The sequence below is a fragment of the Kitasatospora sp. NPDC048545 genome, from assembly GCF_040651155.1.
Lineage (GTDB): Bacteria > Actinomycetota > Actinomycetes > Streptomycetales > Streptomycetaceae > Kitasatospora.
Genome location: NZ_JBEZIQ010000018.1, coordinates 60815 through 77951, shown reverse-complemented (window position 1 = coordinate 77951; position 17137 = coordinate 60815). Strand labels below are relative to the sequence as shown.

The following is a 17137-nucleotide window of genomic DNA, read 5'->3' as shown; positions in this document are numbered from 1 at the left end:
AGGGGCCCTGCTCCCACGGGAACTCCCGTGGGAGCAGGGCCCCTTCGGTGCGGCGTCCGGCGTCCGGCGGGCCGCGGTGTCCGGGCGGCTCAGCGCACCCGGGTGGAGAACAGCCGGGCCGACCAGTACACCGCGAGGACGGTCATCGCCACGACCACCAGCAGCCCCTGCCAGACCGCGCTGTCCCCGGCGTGCCCGGAGAACAGCGCGCGCATGCCCTCCACGGCCCAGTAGAAGGGGTTCCACTTGGCGAGCTGCTGGAGCCAGTCCGGTGCCAGGGTGAGTGGCAGCAGCACCCCGGACAGCAGCGCGATCGGCTGCGCGATGGTGTTGACGACCGGTGCCATCGCCGCGTCCGCCGGCACCATCAGGGCGATGCCGAACGAGATCGCCGAGGTCATCAGCGCCAGGAGCCCGAGCAGCAGGTAGGCGAGCAGCAGGCTCAGCGGGCTCACCCGCAGTCCGAACGGCAGCGCGATCAGCGTGATCAGGACGGCCTGCACCAGCAGCGCCACCATCTCCCGCAGCGCCCGTCCGAGCAGCAGCGCCAGCCGGCTGACCGGGGTGACCCGGGAGCGCTCGATGATCCCGGCCTTGAGCTCGCCGAGCAGGCTGAAGCCGGTGAACAGGCCGCCGAAGATGCACAGCACCGCCAACAGGCCCGGTACGTACACCTGGTAGGCGTCGGCGTAGCTGCTCGCGCCGTCGGGGGCGAGGACCTTCTTCAACAGCGGGGCGAACAGCAGGAGGTAGAACAGGGGCTGGATGATGCCGACGGCGATCCAGACCGGGGTGCGGATCATCAGCAGCAGCTGGCGCTGGAAGACCAGCCAGGTGTCGCGGGCGAGCTTCACGGTCTCCCCAGGGGGTCGTTCGGGGCAGGGTGGCGGGAGCGGGGTCACCGGGTGTCGGTGCGGGGACTGCCGCAGCGAGCGAGCGTGCCGCGGCGGGCCGGAACTGCTGCGGGGACCACCGCTGCGGGTCAGGACTGCCGCAGCGAGCGTCCGGTGCGGGCCAGGAACACGTCGTCGAGGCTGGGCCGTTGGAGCTGGACGGTGCCGGGCCTCACGCCCGCGGCGTCCAGCGCGCGCAGCAGCTGGGGGATGGCGGCGGCGCCGTCCTCCAGGTACAGCCGCAGCCCCCCGTCCCCGTCGGACTCCATGCGGTGCAGGTACGGCTGCGGGCGCAGCACCTCCGCGGCGCGTTCGGTGGCGCCCTCCCCGGCGTCCAGGCCGACCAGGACGACGTCGCCGGAGATCTCGCGCTTGAGCGCCTCGGGCGTGCCCTCGGCCACCACCTGTCCGTGGTCGACGATGGCGACCCGGTCGCAGAGCGCGTCGGCCTCGTCGAGGTAGTGGGTGGTGACGACGACCGTCATGCCCTCGGTGCGCAGCCGGCGGATCTCCTCCCAGACGTGGGCGCGGCTGGCCGGGTCGAGCCCGACCGTCGGCTCGTCCAGGAACAGCACCCGGGGCTGGTGGATCACCCCGAGCGCGATGTCCACCCGGCGGCGCTGGCCGCCGGAGTAGGTGGCGCAGGGCCGGTCGCCGAACTCGCCCAGGTCGAAGGCCTTGAGTGCGTCCTCGGCGGCCTGGACGGCCCGAGCCTTGGCGGCGCCGTGCATCCGGGCCTGCAGGACGAGTTCCTCGCGGGCGCTGACGTTGTCGGTGGTGCCGCCGCCTTGGGCGACGTAGCCGATCCGGCGGCGGACCCCGGCGGGGTCGGTGAACAGGTCGGCACCGGCGATGTCGGCCTGTCCGCCGTCGGGGCGGATGAGTGTGGCCAGCATGCGCAGGGTGGTGGTCTTCCCGGCGCCGTTGGGGCCGAGGAAGCCGTAGATCTCGCCGGCGGCGACCGAGAGGTCGATGCCGCGGACGGCGTCGACGGTCCGGCTGTCGCCGCTGCGGCGGGAGGTCTTCTTGCGGTAGGACTTGCGCAGTCCCGTGGTCTTGATCAACCGGAACTCCCGGACGGGGTGGGCTGCCACGGCACCTGGGAAGGCGGTGCTCGGCACCTGCGGAGGGCGGTGCTGCTGCGACACCCTAGGGCGAAGTGCGGCCCGGAGACAATGGCCTAGACCAATAGACGTGTGATCTCCGCTTCTGCTAAGGGCACTCCCGCGCCGGAGCCGTCAGGCGAGCGCCTCAAGGCGGTCCGCCGCGGCCACCGCGCCGCCCCCGGCCAGCAGGTCCCTCCCGACCTGAACCGCGGCGTCCCGGTAGCCCGTTGTCCCGAGTACGGCCAGCAGTGCCTGCGCCAGCCGTTCCGGGTCGACCCGGGCGAACGGCACCCGCAGCCCGGCCCCGGTCGCCGCCCCCCGGGCGGCGACGAACGGCTGGTCGTGCCGGATCGGCGCGGTGACCAGCGGCAGGCTGTGCGCGAGCGCCTCGCCCACGGTGTTCATGCCGCCGTGGCACAGCACCGCGTCCAGCTCGCCGCGGGCCATCAGCTCCAGCACCGGCGCCCGGTCCACCGCGACCGCGTGCGCCGGGAGTCCGGGCAGCAGTTCGCGCGGCGCCGCGAACACGGCCTGCACGTCCTCGCCGCACAGCTCCAGCGCCCGGACGGCCCGGGCGAGGAAGTCCGCGCCCAGGTCCCCGGCCAGCGTCCCCATGGTGACCAGCACCCGGCGCCGGTCCGGCCGCAGTCGCTCCCACGGGAACTCCGGATCGTGCGGCCGTGCCGCGATCACCGGTCCGACCGGAGCGTGGTGCGACGGCGAGACGGTGCCGGTCAGCGCCGGACCGGTGGTCGCCAGCACCAGCGCGGGGGAGAAACGCGGGTCCACGTACTCCGCCCCGGGCAGTCTCGCGCGCTCCCACAACCCGCGCAGCAGCCCGGTCATCCACGCCTCGACCTGCGGCAACGCGCGGTACGGCCGGTCGAGTTCCATCGCCCCGGGCGCGAAGCTCGCCCACGGCAGGCCGTGGCGGTGCGCGACCAGTGCGCCCGCCGGGGTGTGCTGGTCGACCAGCAGCACGTCGGGCCGGTACTCCCGCACGGCCGTGTCCAGCGGCTTCGCGGTGAACCGCGCGTACGGGACGATGAACCCCTCCCAGAGCGAGCGCAGTGCGGCCAGCCCGTGTCCGCCCTGGGCCCGGAACGCCCTGGTGCCGGTGCCGAGCACCCGCGCGCCGGGGCCGAGCAGGAGCCGCAGCACCGACTCCGTACCGGTCCAGGCGACGTCGTGGCCGCGCGCGGTCAGTTCGGCGGCGATGCCCGCGGCCGGGTTGACGTGTCCGGTCAACGGGGGCATCACCAACAGGAACCGGGTCATCGGGCACCCTCCTCGGGGAGCAGTCGCTGCAGGTCGGCGACGGTCAGCGCTTCCAGGCCGGCCAGGTCCAGCCCGGCGCGCAGCGCGGCCAGGTCGGCGGCCGGGCCGAAGCGTTGGCGCAGGCGCCCGGCCAGCGCGGCGAGTTCGGTCTCGTCCAGCAGCAGGTCGCCGTCCAGTCGGGCGGCCGGTGTGACGTGGCGGGCCCAGCCGGGCGGTGCACCGGCCACCTCGACCACGAGTGCGACCAGCTCGGGATCCAACGGTTCTGCGGAGGAAGGGGGTTCAGGATTCGGCATGAGAGATTTCCCACCTGCTCGACGGCGCTGGGGTGAACGTGGCCGCACCGGAGTGCAGTTGACGACTTCCAGGGTGTGGCCACGACGGCGGAGGGCCCGCTTCCCCGTCGTCGGACTCCCGTGGACGGGAGCCGGAAGACGGGCCCGGGATCACTTGTGCGACCCGGCGGGCGTCGGAATACTAGCCCGCGTGACCGCACTGGAGGCAGTGGCCGTCCACCTCCCCCCACACGCCGTGCCCATCGAGGCGGTGGGCGAGCGCATCGGCCTGACCCCACGTCAACTCCGTCTCTTCCGCCGCTTCCACGGCCTGGACCAGCTGCGTCTGGATCCGGCCGGGACGCTGCCCGACCTGCTCGAAGCCGCCCTGGACGACCTGCCGGAGCTGCGCGGACGCGAACGCGACATCCGCTTCGTGATCCACGCCCGCAGCATGCCGGTGGCGGTGCCCCACCCGCTCAACCCGCTGCACGACCTGCTCGCCGCGCGCGGGCTCGGGCACGCCAACGCCTTCACGGTGACCCACCACGCCTGCGCGGTGGGCCTGCTGGCCATCGACCTGGCCGGCCGGCTGCTCGCGTCCGACCCCGACCCGGCGGCGCGCGCGCTGGTCCTGGCGGGGGAGAAGACCTTCACCAAGGACGCCCAGGTGGTGCCCGAGACCGGAATCTTCGCCGAGGGCGCGGCCGCCTGTCTGGTCAGTGCCGGGGGAGGGGCTCACCGGGTGCTTTCCTTCGAGGTGCGCCAGCGCCCGGAGTTCGACGGCCGCCTGGCCGGGGACCCGGACCTGCTCGCCCGCTACCAGCGCGAGTACCCGAACGTGATGGTCGAGGCGATCGAGGCCGCCCTCGACCGAGCCGGTCTGGACCTCTCCGACCTGGCCGCGATCCTCCCGCACAACGTCAACCAGGCGTCCTGGCGGATGATCGCGCGCCGCATCGGCTTCCCGATCGACAAAGTCGTGCTGGACAACGTGCGGTCGGTCGGGCACAGTTTCGCTGCAGACAGCCTCATCAATCTTCACACCGCCGTCACGCGGGGGCTGCTCCGCCGCGGCGACCACTACCTGATCGCCGCCGCCGGTGTCGGAGCCACCTTCTCCGCGATGGCCATGCGGTACTGACGACCGGTCAGTCATCCGGGATCGTCGGCCACACCCCAGAGCCCTCAGGGCGCACTTCCCACGTACGACGGGACGGTACCCCCATGTCAGAACCTGTGGTCCAGACCACTGACCCCGCGCTGCGCGAGCGGATCCTGCACGGCATCGGCGAACTCCTGCCGCGCGTCCTCAAGCGCGAACTGCCCGAGATCCCGCAGGACGCCTGCCTCTTCGACGACCTCGGCCTCACCTCCGCCGGCACCATCGAGCTCATCCTGGAGCTGGAGGAGTCGCTGGACATCCAGGTCGACGTCGAGCAGATCACCGAGGACGACCTGCGCTCGGTCACCAGGCTCGCCGACTACGTCGCCGGGCACGTCATCCCCGAGGACTGACCGGGTGGCCCCCGGCTCCTCCGGCCTGCGGATCACCAGGGCGCTCGCCCGGCGCTTCGACGGCCGCTCGGAGACCTCGCTCGACCCGGACCTGCGGGTGTTCGTCTCCGACCTGGTCCGCCCCTACGGCCTGCCGCTGCGCGAGGACCTGCTGCGCGAGGGCGTCGGCCACTCCTACGAGGAGCTCGCCGCCGGACTGCTGCGCGAGGTGCTCGCCGAGGACGAACCGGTGGACCTGCTGATCCTCGCCTTCGACACCCCGGACGTGCGCCCCGGCGCGCCGTCCTCGCTCGCGCTCGCCCGGTCCGCCCCGGGCGACCCGCTCGCCTTCGCGATCTGCGACCAGGGCACCGCCGCGGCGTTCACCGCCCTGCGGCTGGCCGCCGACCACCACCGCACCGGCGGCTGCCGCCGGGCCGTGGTGGTGCTCGCCGAACAGACCGCGCTGCACTACGAGCCGTCGGTGCCGGTCCCGCTGCCGGAGCGGCACGCCGCGGTCGTGCTGGTCTGCGAGGAGGCGCCGGGTGCGGGCCTGGAGGTCCGGCAGGTCACCGGTGCCGGGTCGCCGGAGGAAGCCGTACGGGCCCGCGCCGAGGAGTCGGGGCCCGAGGTGGAGGTCGTGCTCGGCGCCGGCTTCGACGCCGAGGACTTGCCGGCCCAGCCGTTCACCGGGCTCTGGGCGCGGGTGGCCGAGGACCTGCCGCGGTGGCGGAAGGCGGAGCAGCCCGTCCTGCTCGCCGGGTACGACCGGCGGCTCGGGGTGCTCAGCACGCTGACCCTGCCGTGACCGAGGTCGAGTTCTGGGTCATCGACACCGACCGGCCTTCGCGTGTCGTCACGGCGCTGTGGCGCTCGCTCGACGCGCGGGAGCGCGCCCGGACCGCCGGTGCGGACCCCGGGCAGCGCGACCGGTTCACGGTGGTGCGGGGCGCGGTCCGGCAGTTGGTCGGTGCCCGGCTCGGGCTGCCCCCGGCCGAGGTGGTCTGGCGGCACGGGCCGAACGGGAAGCCCGAGGCCGCGGACGCCGGCGGACTGCGGGTGAACTGGTCGGCTTCGGGCGCGCTGGCGGTGCTGGCCCTCGCCGAGGGCCGGGCGGTCGGTGTCGACGTCGAGCGGCTCCACGCGGCCCGGACGGCCGAGCGGATGGCCGCCCGCTGGTTCCCGTTCGAGGAGGCGTGCGCCGTCGCCGAACCCGCCGAGCCGTCCGAGCGGGCGGCCCGCTTCACCGCGCTGTGGTGCCGGCGGGAGGCCTGTACGAAGGCGTACGGCGGACGGCTGGCGCAGTCCTTCGGTGTGTCCGTGGGCGGCCCATCCCCGCTGCTGGTGGCCGATCCCGGCGCGCTCGGAACGGGTCCGGCGCGGCTCTGTGACGTGCCCGTGCCCGGGCCGTTCCGGGCGGCCGTGGCGGCCCTCGGTGAATCGCCGATACATGTCAACTCGCTTGTGTGGAAGCCGATGTGACGTTCAATCGAATCCGGCCCGCTGTGGTCTGGACCAGCTTGGAGATCCGCTGGTAGCGTCCCGATCACACCCTCCCTGAGCCCCTCCCGGCGAGCCGAAAGGCGCGTACGACGTGACTCCGCACGACCTGATTTCCCGCGAGGCGGCTCCGGACGGAACGGCCCCGCACCAGACGCCCCCGCGCCAGGCGACGCCGACCGGGGCGACCACCCCGGACACGCGGGCGCCGGACCCCCAAGCCGCACCGCGAACAGCCGACCGGCGGGTCACCGTCCGGTTCGCCGCCGCGAGCAGCGGCGCCGGCCCGCTCACCCGCGGCCAGGACAACATGATCCGCTGCATCCGGAGCGACGCCCCGGAGCAGATCAACAAGGACTCCGTCTGGCCGGTGCCGCCCGGCACCTCCGTCCCGGCCGGTCTGGTCGCCCTGCGGCTGCTGGTCGAGCGGCACGAGTCGCTGCGGACCTCCTTCCCTGCCGGGCCCGGCAGGGACGGCTTCCCGGACCGCCAAGTGGTGCACCCGAGCGGCCGGTTCGCCGTGACGGTGGTCGAGGCGGACGACCACGACGACAGCCGGCTGGACGCGCTGGCGGCGGTGCTGGGCCGCGCCGACATCGCTGTCCCGCTGGACCTGGCGGCGGCGCCCCGCATCCGCTTCACCCTGGTGGCCCGGGGTGATCGGCTGCTCCGGCTGGTCGCCGTGGTCTGCCATGCGGGCGCGGACGGCGCCGCCACCGCCGTGCTGATCCAGGACTGGTACGCCCTCGCCGCGGGGAAGGAGCTGCCGCCGGTCGTCGCCCCGACGCCGCTGCGGCTCGCCGCCGCGGAGCAGAGCGCGCAGGGCCGGCGCAGGGCGGCGGCCGGCCTGCGGCACTGGGCCCGGGTGCTGGGCACGGGCCCGCAGACCGTCTTCGCGGACGCGCGCATCACCGGCCCGCCGCGCGACCACACCGCGCTGCTGGTGCGCTCGCGCGGGGCGGCCGACCACCTGGCGGCCGTCTGCCGCCGTGTCGGCGCGAGCCCGTCCGTCGTCCTGCTCGCCGCCTTCGCCGCCCTGGTGGCCCACCGGGCCGGCCGCCGGGGCGAGTTGGTGATGTCGGCGCTGTCCGCCAACCGGCACCAGGCCGAGCTGATGGACCACGTCGGCACGCTCGCGCAGGACGCGCTGGTCCTGCTGGACACCGACGCGGCCGACCTCGACCAGCTGATCGGCCGCGCCAAGGCGGCCTCGCTGAAGGCCTACTGGCACAGCATCCTGGACGCCGAGCAGGTCTGGCAGCTGGTGGAGGACATCGCCCACCGGCGCGGCGCCCGGTTCGCCCGGCAGGTCGTCGTCAACGACCTGAGCCTCACCGTCCCGGCCGCCGTCGCCGACGCCCAGGCGCCCCCGTCCGCCGATCCCGAACTGACCCCGATGCCCAGTCCGCCGCTGCCGGTGCGGCTGATGCTCGCCATCGTGCGGATCACCGGCAGCCTGGACTTCGTCCTGGTCGCCTGCCCCCAGGTGCTCGATCCGGAGGAGACCGAGGGCTTCTCCCGGGCGCTGCTCGCCCTGCTCGCTGCCGCCGCCGAAGGCCCGGTGCTGCTGGCCGACCTGCCCGCCGTGCTGGGCCCGTCGGTCGACGGCCGGGGTGACCGCTGGCGGCTGGTCGACGGCTCCTGGGTCGACCTCGACGCCGTCGAAGCCCTGCTGGAATCCGCAATCGGCCCGCACCGGCTCGTGCTCGCCGACGGCGAGCTGGTGGCCGAGGTCGCCACCGTCGACGCCGCGTTCGGCCCGGCCGCCGCGCACCGTGCCGTCGTGGCGGCCCTTCCCGGCCGGGACACCGCGATGGCGCCGCACCGCTACGTGGTCCGTCGCACCACCCCGGACGGCGAGGAGGTCGAGGCCGGCAGCGGGCGCGATCCGGAGATCGTCGCCCGGCTGTCCACGCTCACCTGAAGGAATGACCGCGGGCGGCCGTGGGCGGCTCACTCCCACGGGTCCCCGCCGGGCGCCCGGGCGGTCGCCCGCCGTTCGGTCCGGGAGATCGGCAGATCGGCGGGTAGGCCGGTCGTTGCGGCGGGTCGGTCGTCGCGGCGGGTCGGCCGGTCACCCCGGCGGGTCCGTCGCGTCCTCGGCGAACCCCCAGGGGAGGTCCCACGAGCACGCGGAGGTCGCCCCGGAGGTGAGCCCCCACGGGCTCGGGACCTCCTCCGCGTCGTCGTCCCCCTGCAGCGGCAGCCGGTCGATCACCGCGACCAGCGCGGGCGGCAGTTGCGGGGCCAGTCCGCGGTGCACCCGGGACAGGATGTCGCGCCGCACGTCCTCCGGCAGCAGCGGTCTGCTCATCCGCAGCGGCCCCGGCCCCGGTGGGTGTTCGACCGTGGACAGCTGGTCCGACCAGGCCCGCCAGTAGTCGGCGTCGTCGGTCTCGCCGAGCATCAGGTGGTGCAGGTGCAGGCAGTACGCGGCCGTGCCGCTGCCGGAGCCGGCCGCGAAGCGCCACCAGAACTCGGCGCCCTCCTCCTTCCCGGTGGCGTAGAGCAGCGCGCCGAACACCTCCGCGCCCTCGGGCTGGATCCGGCGCGCGTTCACCAGGAGGTCGAGCCCGCGCGAGGCGTCCGGCGCGCCCAGGACCAGGGCCACCACCAGGCCCAGTTCGAAGGCGGCCTGCTCGTACTCCGACGGGAGGTGGGTCGGCGCGGCGGTCAGCCGGGCCTGGCGCACCGCGGCGATCCGCTCGGCGTGGGCGCGTTCGGCCCGGGGCACGCGGAACACCGCACGCCCCCCGCCCGTCGCGCACGGTGCCCCGGCCGGTGCCCCGGTCGTCCGTCGCTCCGTCACAGCTCGCCTCCGCGGTCCGGGAGTTCGCCCACCCCGAGTCGGCGCGCCAGCCGTTCGCGGGCGTGCCGCAGGTTGGAGTGCACCGTCGCCACCGGCCGTCCCAGGTACGCCGCGATCACTCGGGGGTGCAGGCCCAGCAGGTAGCGCAGGATCACCACGTCCCGCTGCCGGTCCGGCAGTTCGAGGATCGCCGCGTACAGCCGCACCTCGTCGGCCTCGTTGTGCAGCAGGCCCTTCGCCACCTGCTTGAACGCGCCGATCACCGCCGCGAAGGTGACCGCCTCCACCTGCACCGGCTCCTCGGCGGCGACCCAGTCCGAGACGTGCCGGTTGGCCAACCGCCAGGCGTACGCGGCCGGTTCCTCGAACCGGAGCACCTGGGGCCAGCAGCGGGCCAGGTCGGACTTCACCGCCTCGACCACCAGTGCGGCGTCGGCGTGGCTGCCTATCCTGGTCAACGCGAGGGCGTGCCAGGCGGGTTCGTGCGTCTCGCAGAAGGCGGCGTAGGCGAGGTCCAGGCGGAGGCCGAGGTCCCCGCCGGCCGTCCGCTCCGGGCCGCTTCCGCCGGTCCAGTCCACTGCCGTCCCGCCCCGGTACCCGCGTGCGGGGGCGCCCCTGTCGATCGTCATCGAGCCTGCTTTCCGCGGCCGTCGGCTGCTCGCCGGGCCATCCGAGGGTCGGGCTGTCCGTGCCCATCCTCATTCCATCAGGCCTGTCACTCCAGGCTGCAATGCGAACACAGATTGTCATCTCATGTGATCTGGTGACTGTTTGAGTCGGTCCGCCCGTGATTGGTTGCCGGATACCGTGGGCAGCAATTCGATCGGTTGCGAGCGGTGTACCGAGGGGGAAACGATGGGGCTCTACGACGGGGTGGATCTACGGCTGAACGTGCCGCACTCGGCCAGGATGTACGACTACTTCCTGGGAGGCTTCACCAACTTCGCCGCCGACCGCGAGGCCGCCGGGCACGCCCTCGCCGTCGCGCCCTGGCTGCGCACCGGCGCCCGGGCCAACCGCTCCTTCATGCACCGCTCGACCCGCGTCCTCGCCGAGGCCGGGTTCGACCAGTTCCTCGACATCGGCACCGGTATCCCCACCTCGCCCAACCTCCACGAGGTCGCCCAGGGCGTCCGCCCGGACGCCCGGGTCGTCTACGCCGACAACGACCCGATCGTCCTCTCGCACGCCCAGGCGCTGCTCACCGGCACCCCCGAGGGCCGCACGGCCTACGTCGAGGCCGACGTCACCGACGTCGCCCGCCTGCTCGGCGCCCCCGGGCTGCGCGACACCATCGACCTCGACCGCCCCGTCGCCCTCTCCCTCAACGCCCTGCTCCACTTCGTGCCCGACGCGCGCGGCGCGTACGACCTCGTCGAACACCTCAAGTCCGTCCTCGCCCGCGGCAGCGCCCTGGTGATGACCCATGTCACCCCCGACTTCGCGCCCGAGGACATCACCAACCTGGTCCGGATCTACGGGTCCGCCGGCACCGCCGTCCAGGCCCGCACCCGCGCCGAGTTCGCCCGCTTCTTCGACGGCTGGGACCTGCTCGCCCCGGGTGTCGTCCCGACCCCCCAGTGGCGCCCGCCGGCGGACGAGCCCACCGTTCCCGCCCCGGAGGCCTCGGCCTACGCGGCGGTCGCCGTGCGTCCCTGACCGACTGTTGACGAACCATCGGCGCCCCGACTGCGTCCTGTGATCGAGTAGGCGGTATCGCACCGCGACGTTCGAACAGAGGGGCACCATGCACGCGCAGCCTTCGGAAACCCGCCACAGCCGCCGCGCCCTCCTCGGCCTGGGCCTCGGGGCGGCCGTCGCCGTCACGGCCGCGACCGGTGGACCGGCGCAGGCGGCGGCCACCACCGGAACACCCGGCGGCCCCGGCGGCACCGACCTCCACCACCGGCTTGCCGCCCTCGAACAGCAGCACTCGGCCCGGCTCGGCGTGTACGCCCGGAACCTCACCACCGGCCGGACCGTCCGCCACCGCGCGGACGAGTTGTTCCCGATCTGCTCGGTCTTCAAGACCGTCGCCGTCGCCGCCGTCCTGCGCGACCTCGACCGCGACGGAGAGTTCCTCGCCCGGCGGATCCGGTACACCCGGGCCGACGTCGACCGGGCCGGCGCCGCGCCGGTCACGGGCAAGCCCGAGAACCTGGCGAACGGCATGACCGTCGCCGAACTCTGCGCGGCGGCCATCGACTACAGCGACAACGTCGCGGCCAACCTGCTGCTCCGCGAACTCGGCGGGCCGACGGCCGTCACCCGCTTCTGCCGCTCGATCGGCGACCGCGTCACCCGCCTCGACCGCTGGGAGCCCGAACTCAACACGGCAGAGCCCGACCGGGTCACCGACACCACCAGTCCGCACGCCATCGGCCGCACCTACGGCCGGCTCGCCCTCGGCCGCGCCCTCCCGCCGGCCGACCGCGACCGGCTCACCGGCTGGCTCCGGGCCAACACCACCAGCACCCGCCGGTTCCGCGCGGGCCTCCCGCAGGACTGGACCCTCGCCGACAAGACCGGCACCGGCAGTTACGGCACCACCAACGACGTCGGCATCGCCTGGACCCCGTCCGGCGACCCCGTTCTCCTGGCCGTCCTCACCACCAAGCCCGCGGACGCCACCGCCGCCATGGACGAACCCCTGGTCGCCACGACCGCCGCCCTGCTCGCCGCCGCCCTCGGGTAGCTCCGCGCACGGCCCGCCGGCCGGCTCCGGCGGGCCGGTGGCCCGCACCGCTCGACGTGGGCCGCCGGCCCGTACGTCGGCCCCGGCAGGCCCCGTCGTCCCTCCCGTCGCACCCGTGCGCCCCCGCCACCCCGGGCACAGACTGGTGGTGGACCGGATGCAGCCCCACGACGCTGGGAGACGCATGCTGCTGGGACTCACCACCGCGCTGGTCGCGACCGTCTGCTTCGGCTTCGGGGCGGTCTTCCAGGCGCGCGGGGCGCGGTCGGCCCCGCGCGCCGACCGCGTGCGGGCGGGGCTGCTGGCCGCCCTGGCGCGGTCGTGGCAGTTCCTGGTCGGGACCCTGCTGGACATCGCCGGCTTCGTGCTGAGCATCGTCGCCCTGCGCAGCCTCCCCCTGTTCCTCGTGCAGGCCGTGACCAACGCGGGCCTGGCCGTCACCGCCCTGGCCGCCGTCTGGCTGCTCGGCGCGCGGCTCCACCGGGCCGACGTCACGGGCATCATCGCCGTCGTCGTCGGCCTGACCCTGCTGGCCGTCGGGTCCGGCCGGGATGGCCGGAACTACGCCCCGGCCGCGTTCCACTGGTCGCTGCTCGCCACCACCGTCGTCATGCTGCTCGCCACCCTCGTCCTGGTGCGCCGGAACGGCACCGCGGCCGCCGCCGGGCTGGGCGTGCTCGCCGGCGTCGGGTTCGGGGTGACCAGCCTCGCGGTGCGCGTCATGGACGCGTCCGGCCCGCTCGCGATCCTCACCGACCCGGCCGCGTATGCCCTCGCCGCCGGCGGCCTCGGCGGCTACCTCGCGTACGCGCTGGCCCTGCAGCGCGGCACGGTCACGGCCGCGACCGCCGCCGGGACGGTGGTCGAGACCTTCGGCCCGGCCCTGATCGGCGTGGTGGCGCTCGGCGACGCCGCGCGCCCCGGGTTCGAGTGGTGCGCGCTGACGGGCTTCGCGGTGGCGGTCGGCGGGACCTTCCTCCTGTCCCGCTTCGGTGAACCGGAGGGCGGTCCGGCCGAGTCGTCGGCCCCGCACCCGGACGCCGACGCCGAGCCCGCCGTCCCGCCCCGGTAGCCCGTCCGGCTCGGCCGTGCGAAGGTGACTTGCCGGACAAAACGGACGGCGACACGGCCTCAGAGCGGCAGGTGGGCGATGGCGGAGGAACCCCGATCGGACCTCGACCCCCGATCGGACCTCGACCCCCGAGTGGGCCCCGGCCCCCGATCGGACCTCGACCCACGAATGGGGCCAGGCCCCCGATCGGAGCCCGACCCCCACTCCCGGCGGCCGGCGGCGACCGAGCGGCCCGTCGCGCTGGTCACCGGCGCCTCCTCCGGCATCGGCCTCGCCACCGCCGTCCGGCTGGCCGAGGCCGGCTGGCACACCCTGCTCTCCGGCACCGACCGCGCCCGCCTCGACGAGGTCGCCGCCCGCACCGGCGGCCTGGCCCTGCCCGAGGACCTGAGCAAACCGGACGGCGCGAGCCGCCTCGCCGAGGCCGCCCTGGCCGAGACCGGCCGGGTCGACGCCCTGGTCGCGAGCGCCGGCCTCGGCTGGCGGGGCCCGTACGCGGACACCCCCTCCGACACCCTGGACCGGATGGTCGAGGTCAACTTCGCTGCCCCGCTGCGCCTGGTCCGCCTCCTCCTGCCCGGCATGCTGGCGCGCCGCCACGGCCGGATCGTGCTGCTCGGCTCGATCGCCGGCCAGGTCGGCGTGCGCGACGAGTCGGGTTACTCGGCCACCAAGGGCGGGCTGGCGATGTTCGCGGAGAGCCTCTGGTACGAGCTGCGCGGCACCGGCGTGGGCGTGCGCCTGGTGCTCCCGGGCGCGGTCGACACCCCGTTCTTCGACCGGCGCGGCACTCCGTACCAGCGGGAACGGCCGCGCCCCGTCTCGGCGGAGCGGGTCGCGGACACCGTGGTCGCGACCATCACCACCGGGCGCGACCGCCTCTACGTGCCGCACTGGCTCGGCTTCCCGGCCCGCGTCCACGGCGTCGCGCCGGGCGTGTTCCGCCGGATGGCCTCCCGCTTCGGGTGAGCCCGCGGTGACCGTCGCGACCAGGGCCCTCGCCGCCGCGGTCGGCGTGGAATTCCTGCACCTCGCCCCGGCCGCCGTCCGCCTCCCGCCGCTGCGCCGCACCCTGTGCCGCCGCACCGCCGGCCGTGGCACCGCCCCCCGCCACGTCGCCCTCACCTTCGACGACGGCCCCGACCCGCGCAGCACCCCGTACGTCCTCGACGCGCTGGAGGAACTCGGCGCCCGCGCCACCTTCTTCCTGCTCGGCGCGATGCTGGAACGCGCCCCGGGGCTCGGCCGCGACCTGGTGCGGCGCGGCCACGAGGTCGCCGTCCACGGCTGGCACCACCGGCCGCAGTGGTACCCGGCCCCCGCTCGTGACCTGCGCGAACTCCGGCGCGCCACCGAGGCGGTGACCGACCACTGCGGTGCCCGCCCGCTCTGGTACCGCCCGCCGTACGGAGTCCTGACCGCCGGCCCGGCCCTGGCCGCCCGCCGCCTCGGCCTGCGCAGCGTGCTGTGGACCGCCTGGGGTCGCGACTGGACCGCGGACGCCACCGGCGCCTCCGTCTACGCGACCGCCCGCCCAGGACTGAGCGCCGGCGCGACCCTCCTCCTGCACGACTCCGACTGCACCTCCGCCCCCGACTCCTGGCGCGCCACCCTCGCCGCCCTGCCCCTGATCGCCGCCCACTGCCGCGCCCACCGCCTCACCCTCGGCCCCCTCCGCGACCACGCGGTGCCCTCCTGAGCGCACCGCCCCCGGCCGGGACACGGTCCGGCGAAGCGCGAAAGGCCCCACCCGCACCGGCACCGGTGCGCGCGGGGCCTTCCGTCGGAGAGGCTCAACGTTCGCAGGCGACACCGTCGTTGTCACGGTCCAGCCCGGTCCGGTAGCCGGGGTCGCCCCGGTGCAGGGGCGCCTTGCCCGCGGCCTTCGCGTCGGCGCAGTTCCTGAAGTAGACGCTGCCGCCGCCGGTGCCGCCCCCGTCGCCGCCGGTCGCACTGCCGGAGGAGCCGCCGCCCGAGGTCCCGCCGGTCGTGCCGCCGGTGCTGCCGGTTCCGCCCGAGGTCCCGCCGCTGCTGCCGCCGGTTCCGGTCGGAGCGCCGCCGCCGGTGGAACCGCCCTGGTTGCCTGGGGCGGCCGGGTCGTTCCGCGGGTCCGCGTAGAGCGCCTGCTGCCGGTCGGCGGGGCAGGAGTTCCCCGGTTGCACCAGCCGCAGGGTCGCTTCGGTGCCCGGGTCCAGCGGGCTTCCCTGCGGCAGTTCGCTCGTGCACGCGAGCCAGGACCCGTGATCGGCCGGGAGCGCGAGGTCCTGGTAGCGGCTCACCTCGTGGATCCGATCGGCCGTCAGGCCCGCGGCGATCAGCAGGGTCCGTGCCTCGACGGCGGTGTGTCCGCCGACCTCGGGCATGAGGGTCTGACGCGGTGCCTCCGTCGCCACCGGCGAAGGATCCGGGGCGGGAGTCTCGGTGGGCGCGAGCGTGGGCGCGGGCACCGGCGTCGCGGCGGTCGTCATCGGTGCCACCGTCGGAGCCGCGACCGGCCGGTCCTTCTTCGGCGGCCCGGTCATGACGCCGATCCAGAAGAACGTTCCCAGCACGCAGAGGACGGTCAGTGCCACCTTGACGGCGACGTGGAGGCGGCGGGAGCGCCAGAGCCACACCGCGGCCACCGGCGGGACGAACACCAGGGCGGCCGCGCGTACGAGCCGGTTCGCGGGTGTCCGGGGAGGAAATGCCCGCGTCGCGGGCGGCCGGAACGAATCGTGCGTCAAAGTGCTGCTTCCTCGGGAAGGTGCGGGCGTCCCGGGAGGACCCGGCGCCGCAGGGCGTCGCCGAGTGTAAAGGATTCGCATAGGACCGGTAAGGGGCGGGTAGCGGCCCGGGCCGCCGTCCCGCCACGCCAGGTCGTCCCGCCGTCCGGGTATGCCAGGTCGTCCCGCTGACCGGCCGTCCGGCTACGCCAGGCCGACCCGCCGCAGGGCCTCGCCGAAGCCCGTCCGCCACCCTTCCGGGGTGGCTCCGGGCGAGGGGGCGGGGGAGGGACGCTTCAGTGCCGCGAGGGCGTTGCGCACGACCTCGGCCGGTCGGGCGGAGGTGACGTCGGCGTGGCCGAGTTCGAGTTCGTGCTGGAGGTTGTCGCGCCCGTGCCCCTGGACGACGTCGAGGAGCAGCAGTCGCCGGCCGAGCGCGCGGGCTTCGCTGCAGGTGTCGCCGGAGCTGGTGACGACGAGGTCGGCGGCGGTCATCAGCCCGGGGACCCGGTCGGTGTAGCCGAACGGGTGGAGCCGGGGTTGCCGGCGCGCGGCGGCCCGCAGCCGGCGTTCGAGTTCCCGGTTGCGCCCGGCCACCGCGAGCACGTGCGGTCCGGCGGCGGCGAGGGAGGCGGCGGTCCGGGCGAGCGGTCCGAGCCCCCAGGAGCCCGACATCAGCAGCACGCACGGGGCGTCCGTCGGCACGCCGAACCCGGCCCGCGCCCCGGCCCGTTCCGGCGGGTGGTAGAACGGCTGCCGCAGCGGCGCGGGCACGACGGCGATGTCGGCGTCCGGCCGGTAGCGGCGCACCGCGCAGGCGGCGACCTCGGAGGTGACCAGGTACAGGTCGGTCCCCTCCTGCACCCAGAGCCGGTGCGGCGTCACGTCGGTGCAGAACACGAAGTGCCGGAACTCCCGCCCCCGCCCCCACTCCTGGAGGCGGTTGACCGCCGACGTCGCGGTGGCGAACACCGAGACGACCAGCTGCGGCCGCTGCGCCTCGACCAGTCGGCGCAGCGCCGGGACCAGCCGGGCGCGGGCGGCCGCGTCGGCGAGCAGCGCGATCCGGGCGCCCGGCCGCAGCGCCGAGAAGTGGAAGGCGTCGTACACCCCGGGCAGGTCGAGCAGCCGCCGGAACACCGCTTCGCCGGCGGCGCCGGAGCGTTCGCCGAGCAGGGCCATCGCGTCGACGGTGGTGGTGGTCCAGCCGCGCTCCCGCAGGGAGTCCGCGCAGGCCTGGGCCATCACGTCGTGGCCCTGGCCGAGCGAGCCGGAGACCAGCAGGGCGTGCGGCATCGGGCGGCCCC

18 protein-coding genes are annotated in these 17137 nt (G+C 75.1%); 10 read left to right on the top strand and 8 right to left on the bottom strand.

Features of this window, described 5'->3' with window-relative positions; translation table 11 throughout:
- Window positions 1-89: 89 nt before the first annotated feature.
- From AB0D10_RS18925 to AB0D10_RS18910, 4 genes are all read right to left on the bottom strand, one after another.
- On the bottom strand, window positions 90-854 hold the full coding sequence (locus tag AB0D10_RS18925) for an ABC transporter permease (RefSeq protein ID WP_360257470.1): 765 nt from the start codon (window positions 852-854) through the stop codon (window positions 90-92).
- A 128-nt stretch (window positions 855-982) separates the two neighbouring features.
- The gene (locus AB0D10_RS18920) at window positions 983-1939 is read right to left on the bottom strand and encodes an ATP-binding cassette domain-containing protein (RefSeq protein ID WP_360257656.1); all 957 of its coding nucleotides are present in this window, start codon (window positions 1937-1939) and stop codon (window positions 983-985) included.
- Between the two features lie 192 nt (window positions 1940-2131).
- Window positions 2132-3277 carry a glycosyltransferase gene (locus AB0D10_RS18915; protein ID WP_360257467.1) on the bottom strand — a complete coding sequence of 382 codons (1146 nt, stop codon included), beginning with the start codon at window positions 3275-3277 and terminating at the stop codon, window positions 2132-2134.
- Entirely contained in the window at window positions 3274-3573 is a 300-nt protein-coding gene (locus AB0D10_RS18910) for a hypothetical protein (RefSeq protein WP_360257465.1), read from the bottom strand. Before AB0D10_RS18910 ends, AB0D10_RS18915 begins: the two co-directional genes overlap by 4 nt.
- Before the next feature lie 190 nt (window positions 3574-3763).
- Here AB0D10_RS18910 and AB0D10_RS18905 point away from each other — a divergent pair, with 190 nt between their 5' ends.
- From AB0D10_RS18905 to AB0D10_RS18885, 5 genes are all read left to right on the top strand, one after another.
- On the top strand, window positions 3764-4696 hold the full coding sequence (locus tag AB0D10_RS18905; RefSeq protein ID WP_360257463.1) for a 3-oxoacyl-[acyl-carrier-protein] synthase III C-terminal domain-containing protein: 933 nt from the start codon (window positions 3764-3766) through the stop codon (window positions 4694-4696).
- An 83-nt stretch (window positions 4697-4779) separates the two neighbouring features.
- The gene (locus AB0D10_RS18900) at window positions 4780-5070 is read left to right on the top strand and encodes a phosphopantetheine-binding protein (protein ID WP_360257461.1); all 291 of its coding nucleotides are present in this window, start codon (window positions 4780-4782) and stop codon (window positions 5068-5070) included.
- Between the two features lie 4 nt (window positions 5071-5074).
- Window positions 5075-5857 carry a hypothetical protein gene (locus AB0D10_RS18895; RefSeq protein ID WP_360257458.1) on the top strand — a complete coding sequence of 261 codons (783 nt, stop codon included), beginning with the start codon at window positions 5075-5077 and terminating at the stop codon, window positions 5855-5857.
- Window positions 5854-6531, top strand: coding sequence for a 4'-phosphopantetheinyl transferase superfamily protein (locus AB0D10_RS18890; RefSeq protein WP_360257456.1), 678 nt, complete (start codon window positions 5854-5856; stop codon window positions 6529-6531). The genes AB0D10_RS18895 and AB0D10_RS18890 overlap by 4 nt, the downstream gene beginning before the upstream one ends.
- 112 nt (window positions 6532-6643) lie before the next feature.
- The gene (locus AB0D10_RS18885; protein ID WP_360257454.1) at window positions 6644-8473 is read left to right on the top strand and encodes a condensation domain-containing protein; all 1830 of its coding nucleotides are present in this window, start codon (window positions 6644-6646) and stop codon (window positions 8471-8473) included.
- 150 nt (window positions 8474-8623) lie between these two features.
- Here AB0D10_RS18885 and AB0D10_RS18880 read toward each other — a convergent pair whose 3' ends face one another.
- Both AB0D10_RS18880 and AB0D10_RS18875 read right to left on the bottom strand, forming a co-directional pair.
- Window positions 8624-9292, bottom strand: coding sequence for a hypothetical protein (locus tag AB0D10_RS18880; protein ID WP_360257452.1), 669 nt, complete (start codon window positions 9290-9292; stop codon window positions 8624-8626).
- Between the two features lie 62 nt (window positions 9293-9354).
- A complete protein-coding gene (locus AB0D10_RS18875; protein ID WP_360257450.1) occupies window positions 9355-9987 on the bottom strand; it encodes a sigma-70 family RNA polymerase sigma factor in 633 nt (210 codons plus the stop codon).
- Window positions 9988-10213: 226 nt separating this feature from the next.
- Here AB0D10_RS18875 and AB0D10_RS18870 point away from each other — a divergent pair, with 226 nt between their 5' ends.
- The 5 genes from AB0D10_RS18870 (at window position 10214) to AB0D10_RS18850 (ending at window position 14824) form a co-directional block, all read left to right on the top strand.
- Entirely contained in the window at window positions 10214-11017 is an 804-nt protein-coding gene (locus AB0D10_RS18870; RefSeq protein WP_360257448.1) for an SAM-dependent methyltransferase, read from the top strand.
- Between the two features lie 88 nt (window positions 11018-11105).
- Window positions 11106-12053 carry a class A beta-lactamase gene (gene bla / locus AB0D10_RS18865; RefSeq protein WP_360257446.1) on the top strand — a complete coding sequence of 316 codons (948 nt, stop codon included), beginning with the start codon at window positions 11106-11108 and terminating at the stop codon, window positions 12051-12053.
- A 184-nt stretch (window positions 12054-12237) separates the two neighbouring features.
- Complete coding sequence (locus AB0D10_RS18860) at window positions 12238-13125, top strand: hypothetical protein (protein WP_360257444.1); 888 nt, start codon at window positions 12238-12240, stop codon at window positions 13123-13125.
- A gap of 168 nt (window positions 13126-13293) precedes the next feature.
- The gene (locus AB0D10_RS18855; protein ID WP_360257442.1) at window positions 13294-14094 is read left to right on the top strand and encodes an SDR family NAD(P)-dependent oxidoreductase; all 801 of its coding nucleotides are present in this window, start codon (window positions 13294-13296) and stop codon (window positions 14092-14094) included.
- Window positions 14095-14101: 7 nt separating this feature from the next.
- On the top strand, window positions 14102-14824 hold the full coding sequence (locus AB0D10_RS18850; RefSeq protein ID WP_360257440.1) for a polysaccharide deacetylase family protein: 723 nt from the start codon (window positions 14102-14104) through the stop codon (window positions 14822-14824).
- 94 nt (window positions 14825-14918) lie between these two features.
- Here the strand turns inward: AB0D10_RS18850 and AB0D10_RS18845 are convergent, their stop codons facing one another.
- Window positions 14919-15749, bottom strand: a complete 831-nt coding sequence (locus tag AB0D10_RS18845; RefSeq protein ID WP_360257438.1) for an excalibur calcium-binding domain-containing protein — start codon at window positions 15747-15749, stop codon at window positions 14919-14921.
- A gap of 285 nt (window positions 15750-16034) precedes the next feature.
- Window positions 16035-17126, bottom strand: a complete 1092-nt coding sequence (locus AB0D10_RS18840; RefSeq protein ID WP_360257435.1) for a hypothetical protein — start codon at window positions 17124-17126, stop codon at window positions 16035-16037.
- Window positions 17127-17137 lie beyond the last annotated feature (11 nt).

Excerpts from the sequence above, each read along its gene's own strand:
- AB0D10_RS18910 (WP_360257465.1), bottom strand. The coding sequence starts at position 3,573 with ATGCCGAATCCTGAACCCCCTTCCTCCGCAGAACCGTTGGATCCCGAG.
- AB0D10_RS18840 (WP_360257435.1), bottom strand. The coding sequence starts at position 17,126 with ATGCCGCACGCCCTGCTGGTCTCCGGCTCGCTCGGCCAGGGCCACGAC.
- AB0D10_RS18870 (WP_360257448.1), top strand. The coding sequence starts at position 10,214 with ATGGGGCTCTACGACGGGGTGGATCTACGGCTGAACGTGCCGCACTCG.
- AB0D10_RS18915 (WP_360257467.1), bottom strand. The coding sequence starts at position 3,277 with ATGACCCGGTTCCTGTTGGTGATGCCCCCGTTGACCGGACACGTCAAC.
- AB0D10_RS18875 (WP_360257450.1), bottom strand. The coding sequence starts at position 9,987 with ATGACGATCGACAGGGGCGCCCCCGCACGCGGGTACCGGGGCGGGACG.
- AB0D10_RS18900 (WP_360257461.1), top strand. The coding sequence starts at position 4,780 with ATGTCAGAACCTGTGGTCCAGACCACTGACCCCGCGCTGCGCGAGCGG.
- bla (WP_360257446.1), top strand. The coding sequence starts at position 11,106 with ATGCACGCGCAGCCTTCGGAAACCCGCCACAGCCGCCGCGCCCTCCTC.
- AB0D10_RS18860 (WP_360257444.1), top strand. The coding sequence starts at position 12,238 with ATGCTGCTGGGACTCACCACCGCGCTGGTCGCGACCGTCTGCTTCGGC.
- AB0D10_RS18855 (WP_360257442.1), top strand. The coding sequence starts at position 13,294 with ATGGGGCCAGGCCCCCGATCGGAGCCCGACCCCCACTCCCGGCGGCCG.